Origin of the sequence: Bartonella sp. MR30HLJHH (assembly GCF_042194195.1) — a bacterium.
Classification (GTDB): Bacteria; Pseudomonadota; Alphaproteobacteria; order Rhizobiales; family Rhizobiaceae; genus Bartonella; species Bartonella grahamii.
Genome location: NZ_JBHIMO010000030.1, coordinates 1 through 6,869, shown reverse-complemented (window position 1 = coordinate 6,869; position 6,869 = coordinate 1). Strand labels below are relative to the sequence as shown.

The window sequence follows — 6,869 nt, the reverse complement described above, 5'->3', positions numbered from 1 at the left end:
ATCCATGCCATGCCTGGAGAGTGTGACAATTGTTCAAGGGATTTGTCTAAATCACCGGTTGCCTCATATTCAACAACAAAGCCATTGCCTGCATCAAGCTTCATGCCACCCTTAGCATCTATGGTGACATGCTCGATGGTCTCCTTCAAGTAACCTTCGTCACCCTCACTCCACCACACAAGGTTTTCATTACGCTGATAAACATCCTTAAAATCTTGATCCTTGTTGGTGAGAAACTTGATCTTCCCATTATCTGATGTCAAATGCGTCTCGCCACCACTTGATAGCCCTGCCGCACCAAGTGTGAGATCCCCATTTTGCGCGTGTATGGAGAGGTCTTTGCTAAACTCCACCGTGCTTTTGTTTGTGGTAACTTCAGTTGATTGTTGACGAAACTTATTCTTTTGTTTCGATTTGTCGCCTTCTTTGCCCCTAAGATCCAAGTCAAAACTGTTAACGTCTTGCACCGAAGTCAGCGTGAAAGCACCACCACTGGTGAGATTCCCATTACCTTCTCCTTTTACCTTAACCCCATCCATGATGAGGTCGTCGTTCGTAACAACGTTAAGATCATCCCCACTGTTAACTTCACTCAAACGGTGCTCTCTGCTTTGGGCGTTATAATGCCCTTTTTCCAATGTCTGCTCATGTTCACTTTCTAGCGCCAATGCACTAAACGTGGCAGAACCACCGATAATCATCGTCATCGGACCGCCGCTGGTGAATTCCCCACCCTCTGCGCCAAGATCACCAAGGGATTGGATGTTTAATTCATGATCAGAGAGAATTTGTCCCTTCTGCCCAGCTCGATCACCAAAACCATATGCATTCGTGTCACGGATTTTAGCGGTGCTATTGACAATCGTATCACCCGTCATGGTAACCGTATCACCATGAATAACACCGGAAGAATTGGCTAAAAGACCGTTACTGGTGAGCTCTACAGCACCGCTGCCAAGCAAAAACCCACCATTATTGAACAAAGTTTGCGTAGTCGAAACGTGCAGTGCATCATCACTTACCACAGCACCGCTATTGGTAAGACGGTCCGCATTCAAGGTGACCCCATTGCCTTTCAAACGTGCACTGGCAAGATTTTCTTGCAATCCTTGTGCGTTTTTTATCCCTTGTTCTGAAGAGGAGGTTGGTGCCAAATAAACGTGGGGCACTAAGACCTCTTGTCCGTCGACAAGGTGGGTCTCAAGCCAGATCATATCCTTTTTGATCTCAGCAATCTGCTGAGGCGTTAAGGGCTTGCCTAGCACTAACCCCAAGGGACCTTGCTGCTCCACAGCATTGTCATAGAGCCTTTGCATTTGAGCATTGGGATCTTCAACATCAAGAAGAGTGCGATTGCCTGTCAGCTCAAAGATTTGCTCACCCACCAGACGATATTCAAAATAAGCATCGCCCAATCTTTTAAACACGTGCTCAGGCTTATAATTGCCAATCTTTTTTAAGTAATAGTCCGATCCTAAAAATTTACTTGGGTTGATAAAGTCCTGTCGCGTCTCAACTAAAAACGGCACATCCGGTGATTGGCTGCCAGCTAACTCTGTCTTGACAGAGCTAAGCCCATCTTGCGTTGGCACCTGTATGGATTCTGGTGCGGGTGTTTGGATGCTCGGTGCAAAAAGCCCTTTGTGTCCTTTCAAACCATTGATAATGCCGTCCAATCGATCATCACTAATCAGTGGTTTTGAACCATCAAAATCGGTGTTTTTAACACCAGCCAAACCTTTATCGCCAGAGCTTAAGCCAACTTGCTCAACCCCCTCACGCACCGCATGATTATCAATATAGCCTGTCAACTTAGCATCAAGCGTGCCACCCGCTTCAATCGTGCCGTAAACAGCATCATAGGTACGCTTGGGTGTTTGGGTAAAAGTAGGACCGTCCCATTCGTCTGCACCATGCGCTATACACCCTGGATTGGTCCACATATTACAGTCTTTATGTCTGTAGCGTGTTTCAGTCACAACCTTAGTTGTTTCGATTAAATCACGCCCCTCATTGAGCAGCGTATCGCCATGCATCTCAATATTGCCATTGGCAGCAATCAAGCTATAGCTATTGCGGATATCACCGGCATTAATTGTCAGATGACGTCCTACTAAAATCTGTGCAGCATTATTGGTAAAATGAGGCTGCTGACGAATGATCGTAGTGTCGATATTTTTCTTGATCTTTGTGTGTTTATCAACACCTGGGATTTCTTCCCATTCTCCTTGCACGTAACTATGACCAACCACTTTATCGCTAACTTCAACCCCACCTTCACGCATGTTGGTAAGCGCTGAGACATCGAAGGTCATATCGCCTGACACGGCTTCTAAAAGCCCCGAACTATTGATGACATGACCAGCCCGCTCTCCACTTAAACCACGGATGATGAGATTGTCTTCAGCAATAACGTCAGCAAACTTATTGATAAAATCCCCATCTAAGGAAAAAATGGCAGATTTCTTGGCATAAATCAGCCCACTATTACTCAGATCTGCGCTCACATTGAGCGCAACCCCATCACCACTTGAACCAATACTGCCGGCATTGTCCAAAACATCTGCGGTTAAAACAAAAGCGCCACCACTTTTGAGTACACCGTCTTCACCATTTAAAACCAGAGCAACTTGCCCCAATGACGGATCATGGCTTTCTGCTATAAGCGTAAAGCTGTCACTGGCTAAAAGCTGACCGGAATTGGCTAAAGACCCAAGCTTCGCATCAACAACAGTGCCCACCATGATACCGGAATTACTTAAAACATCATGGCTGTTGAGAGTAAGTACTCCGCCTTGCGCTTCCACAAGCCCAGCTTGGGCGAGAGTGCCTGCCTTCAGCGTTACATCATAGGCGCCAACCTCACTTGTCTCACCCATTGTCAATATGCCATCACTGGAAAGCTCAACCCGCTTTTTAGAAACAATGCGCCCCGTTTGGCTGAGATTTGTTTGCGCATGCAAAGCAATGGTATCATTGCTTTCTATCGTACCACTATTGCTTAAATCACCGTGGCTGGTCAGTTGAAGGTCACCACGCTCAATCTCTATGTGCCCTGCTTGGATCACACTATCAGCAACAATATTAACTGCCCCTTGCGTAGAAATGAGACCATCAACATTCTCAAAACTGCCCACATCAATGCGCAAACCATCCCGCGCTAAAACATGCGCACCTTCATCATGTGTAGCGTTTTGTTGGTCTGAATTTGTCGTTTCAGCGCTTTTATTGACAAAAGACGTTGCAACAATCTTCATCTCACCGGCTAAAGCACTGAGAAGACCAGCCTCATTACTTATATGACCAGCACGTGTCTCTTCCAGCCCACCAATGCTGAGAGCCTCTTCAGCAATAATTCTGCCCTGTGTGTTGGTCAGATTACCATCACTGAATAGATCCATAGATTTTTTGGCGTAAATCAGCCCGCTATTGCTGACATTTCCTGCCACATTGAGGACAACATTCTCACCACTAGAGCCAAGCACACCGGCATTGTCTAATTGCCCTGCGATCAAAACAAAAACGCCGCCACTTTGAAGAACCCCTTCGGATGTATTCTTCAGAAAGGCTTGTTGCGGATCGGCGCCTTCTTGTGCACTTACCATCAAATGCAAATCATCGGTTGCAATAAACGTCCCTTGATTGGTAAATGCACCAATATGAGCATCGACACTCTCACCGCGCATTGTGCCACTATTTGCGACCCCATCACGCACTTGAAGGGTTAATGCTCCCTCTTGGGCTTCCACAGTCCCTGCTTGGGTTAAAGCATCAGCACTTAAAACCACATCATAACTTAAAATCGTGCTCTCTTGAGAGGTTGTGAGCATGCCACCCGCTGTCAATGCAACCTGCTGCATACTGATAATATCACCCGTGTGATTGAGAGCACCATGGGCATCCAGCGTTATCTCCCCATTGGACAACACAGTGCCTTCTTGGATCAGGGCACCGTGATGCGCATAAAGGTCAATTTTTTGCTCTGCCACTAAGCGCGCACGTGATGTAAGCTCTGCCGCTTGCACCAAAAGAGAGCCGCCGGCGCTATAATGTCCAGCGCCTACAGTGAGCGCATCATCGGCGCTCAAGACAATATTCCCCTTGGCACCAATATGGTTGTTTAAAGCGGTGATTTGATTGGTTTCAATGGTTAGATCGCCAAGGGAAGAAACCCCTGTTTGATCATTGTCTTGCATGCGGCTTAGATCAATTGTTGCTGCTTGGATCTCTAAAAGAGCACCGGCGGCTATCCGCCCATTTCCCGCCTCAAGCTTTGCTGCCTGTAAATGCAAAGAACCCGTCGCTGACTGTTGACCATCACTCCCAATACCGCTTGCTAGAAGAGCATGAGACTGGAGCTTGATCACATCGGCGTGCACATCAACAGCACCGCTTGCCGCAACGCGAGCTTGCTCAGCCAGTTCAACATGTTTCAAAGCCTTCAATTCAACCGCTTCTTCTGAAAAAAGCAAATCTTTTACATGCACACTATCGTGGTGAGAACGCGCTTTTACCGCTCCTTTGGCGCGTGCTTTGGCAATCACCAGCTTGCCATCACTTGTCAATCTCATGGCGCCTGCATTGGCAACCATGTCTCCGCGCATTTTAACGCCGGCGCCTTTATCATTGGCAATCACGCGGATCTGCCCCGCATACATTCCACCAAACTCACTGGAATCAATCGCCAATTCTGGCTCTTTGCCATCAGAACCTAGAGAAGTTGCTTCGCGCTTGTGATAATCAAAATGATTGTGACCAGCGATAACAGCCAAATCCCCCTTGACCTGTATAGGACCCCCGACACTGATCTTGCGTGAAACAAGATCAAAAATATCTAATGAACTCCCATCAGCCCCACGAGCGCCTATGGTGATATCACCACCCTCAACACGCAACCCACTCAAAGCCCCATCGGCTCCAATAATCGGTTGTCCGGTCGATAAAGTCACCCTTGGTGTATTAATAAAACCACAACCGTTACAGGTAATCCCATTGGGATTGGCGATAATAACATCCGCCATATGCCCGTGTACTTCGCTCACGCCTTCAAGACGCGAGCGATTGGCACTCACCACTTCATTAAGAATAACCTTTGCTGCACCGCTATAACGCAAATTGCCGTTGCCTGGCACCAATCCCCCAAGCTGTGAACGCGAAACCTCCTCAGTCGAATTGTTCAAAATCACGCCATGGGTATCAACATTGAAACTGTCATATTTGTTATGAGAAAGACCTTGTCCATTGGGGCGAACAATATCAATCAGCGGCACATCATTGCCGGCTTTCCCCACCGTGGGGCGGAAAACAGAGCCAACCCCATCAGCTGCTTTAATCCCTTGGCTCTCTTGTGCAACAGGACTTCGCGCTCCAAGCGCTTGTGCTTGCAACAACAAAGGCTGAAAAGCTAAGCAAAAACTTAAAACAAGTGAAAGCCCCTTATGGATCCCTCGCTGCAAAACACCAAGAACGCGCTGCCCTCGCTTGTATCCATATCCCAATCTATGCTTTTGATCTTTCAATCCCCGCATCTTCAGCTCCTCATAAAATTCTTTATCTCTTAAAAAAACAACCCAAAGGGATGTAAACAGCGCAGCGATATTTTTACCGCCCCTTTGCTCTAAAATCTCAATAATGCCCGCACTTGAAATAACCCTGTCGAATTTCCCTTTTCTCGCACTGTCGATTGGGTTAAAATATTCGAATAAGACACATCAACATCCGTAATGTCTCCGGTTGCATGGAAACCAAGAGTTGCCCCAACGAGGCTCCCGCCAAAGCTGTTTTTGCTTACATCATTGGCCACGGCTCCCAGATCAAGCGCCATATAAGGGGAGAATTGGCTCATAAAATTACGCCCCATGTTCGAAGAAAAACCTGGCAACAACAGCGACAATTCATTGCGCCAAAACGCCCCATTATTGCCGTAATAAATCGCCTCACGCACTCCGCGCACAGAGGAACTGCCACCAAGCGATATTTGCTCTGAACTAAACAACGTGTCGGGTGATAATTGTCCTGAAAACAGCGTGTTATAGCGAAAGTTATACTGGTGAAGCGAAAAAGGACGCACGTAGCCTAGAGAAAAAGACAATTTGGAAAATTGCCCTTTGGGTGAATTTTTTGTTGCATTCTCTTGCTCTTTATCATCATAAGCGCCAAGAATTGCCAAACCTTTATGAAACCCTATATGCGCGCTTAATTCTCCTCCAAGCCACTTGCGCGAATGATCAAGCTCAAAGGTTGCAATAGCCAATTTACGGCTGGAAACATCAACCCGACTGCCCATAATAAAATTATCAGAATATTTCCATGTCAACCGTCCCGTAAGCCAGGTCTTTCCCTCTTGATCACGGTCAATAACCCGTGAAATCCATGGCGTCAGCGATAAAGACTTACCCGCAGTCATAATATCGGAAAATATCCCCTTAACACTTGAATGATATTGGCTCCACGTCCCATCAAAACCTGTTGTCCAAGTGCCATAGGGAAGAGAAAATGATCCCGTTAGAGTATCACTATTGGGGCGCTTGTGAGAAAAATGATACGGACTACCATCCATAGAACGCTGATAGCTAAACGACCATTGATCATTGATCCCTAACAGATCATCAAAAGAAAGGCTCAAGCGCGTTTGATAAATTCCTGTTGCTTTAGCGCCAAGATTATCGCTGGAAAGCGTAATAAGCCAAGGTTTCTGTTTTTCAATATGAACATCGAGTATCGAACCACCCGAATTGCTCCCCGCACCAAGATTAATGGTGGCTTGGCGTGAGAAAAGCCGATTGATTTGATCAAGCCCTTGCTCTATCTGGCGCAGATTGGTCGGCTTCCCAATAAGGTTTGGAAAAGCCGTGGTGATTTCTCCTTGA

At 46.7% G+C, this 6,869-nt stretch carries 2 protein-coding genes; both read right to left on the bottom strand.

Annotated features, from left to right (window positions below; all coding sequences use genetic code 11):
• Nucleotides 1-5,528, bottom strand: a 5,528-nt coding sequence (locus tag ACFIKR_RS08420; protein ID WP_375659540.1) for a filamentous hemagglutinin N-terminal domain-containing protein, incomplete at its 3' end; no start/stop codon positions are given.
• Between the two features lie 89 nt (nt 5,529-5,617).
• A partial coding sequence (locus ACFIKR_RS08415; protein ID WP_375659539.1) for a ShlB/FhaC/HecB family hemolysin secretion/activation protein occupies nt 5,618-6,869 on the bottom strand: 1,252 nt, incomplete at its 5' end.